The sequence below is a fragment of the Nocardia callitridis genome, assembly GCF_039543305.1.
GTDB classification, from domain to species: Bacteria; Actinomycetota; Actinomycetes; order Mycobacteriales; family Mycobacteriaceae; genus Nocardia; species Nocardia callitridis.
The window spans coordinates 346,431-347,666 of record NZ_BAABJM010000007.1 but is presented as its reverse complement, the minus strand read 5'-3'; the positions used below and the strand labels follow the sequence as shown (position 1 = coordinate 347,666).

1 protein-coding gene is annotated in these 1,236 nt (G+C 74.4%); it reads right to left on the bottom strand.

Annotated elements, in window-relative coordinates:
- Positions 1-938 precede the first annotated feature (938 nt).
- A complete protein-coding gene (locus tag ABEA50_RS27755) occupies positions 939-1,142 on the bottom strand; it encodes a hypothetical protein (RefSeq protein ID WP_345499183.1) in 204 nt (67 codons plus the stop codon).
- Positions 1,143-1,236 lie beyond the last annotated feature (94 nt).

The following is a 1,236-nucleotide window of genomic DNA, read 5'->3' as shown; positions in this document are numbered from 1 at the left end:
CTGCACCGGCGAACCCGGCGGCGTATGCGACGGCGAACCCGGCGGCACCGACGGCGGACCCTGCACCGGCGAACCCGGCGGCGTATGCGACGGCGAACCCGGCGGCACCGACGGCGGCACTGACGGCGGCGGAGGCGGCGGCGTACGTGTCGGAGGTGGCGGGGTATGCGACGGCGAACCGGGCGGGGTGTGCGACGGCGAGCCCGGCGGGGTATGCGACGGCGAGCCCGGGGGCACCGACGGAGGCCCATGCACCGGCGAACCGGGCGGGGTATGCGACGGCGAGCCCGGCGGGGTATGCGACGGCGAGCCCGGGGGCACCGACGGAGGCCCATGCACCGGCGAACCGGGCGGGGTATGCGACGGCGAACCGGGCGGGGTATGCGACGGCGAACCGGGCGGGGTGTGCGACGGCGAACCCGGCGGCGTGTGCGAGGGCGAACCCGGGGGCACCGACGGAGGCCCATGCACCGGCGAACCCGGCGGCGTATGCGACGGCGAACCCGGCGGCACCGACGGAGGCCCATGCACCGGCGAACCCGGCGGCGTATGCGACGGCGAACCCGGCGGCACCGACGGAGGCACTGACGGCGGCGTACGTGTCGGAGGCGGGGCAGGCGTATGCGACGGTGCAGCGGGCGGACTCTGCTGCTGACCGTGGTTATTGATCGGCTGCAACTCGATCCCACCCTTGTTCTGCGGCAAGGAAACAGGCGTGGATGAACGCGGCGGCGCGGGTGGTGGATCGAACGGCGCTGGCGGCGGCGGTGCGGATGCGCGTGGCGGTAAGGCCGTGGACCCATCCCCGTGTTGCCCGAAAGACGTGGGGCCGCGCGGCGTTTGCAGTATCGGGCCGCTGGTCGGGGGACCTGCGTGCACCGGCGGCGGCGTGCTGTTTCCCGGCATGAACGATTCCAGCCCCGGTCTGCCTGGCCCGCTCAGCGGTCCGGGACCACCGGGACCAGGACCACCAGGACCACCAGGACCGGGGCCACCGGGGCCACCAGGACCAGGGCCACCAGGACCAGGACCGCCAGGGCCACCGGGACCACCGGGACCGCCAGGACCGCCAGGACCGCCAGGACCGCCAGGACCGCCAGGACCGCCAGGACCGCCAGGACCGCCAGGACCGCCAGGACCATGAGCGACCGGCGAACCGGGACTTATACCGAGGCCCACCACCGACGAATTCCCTGGCCCTGGACCAGGACCAGATGACAACGGGGAACCGGGACC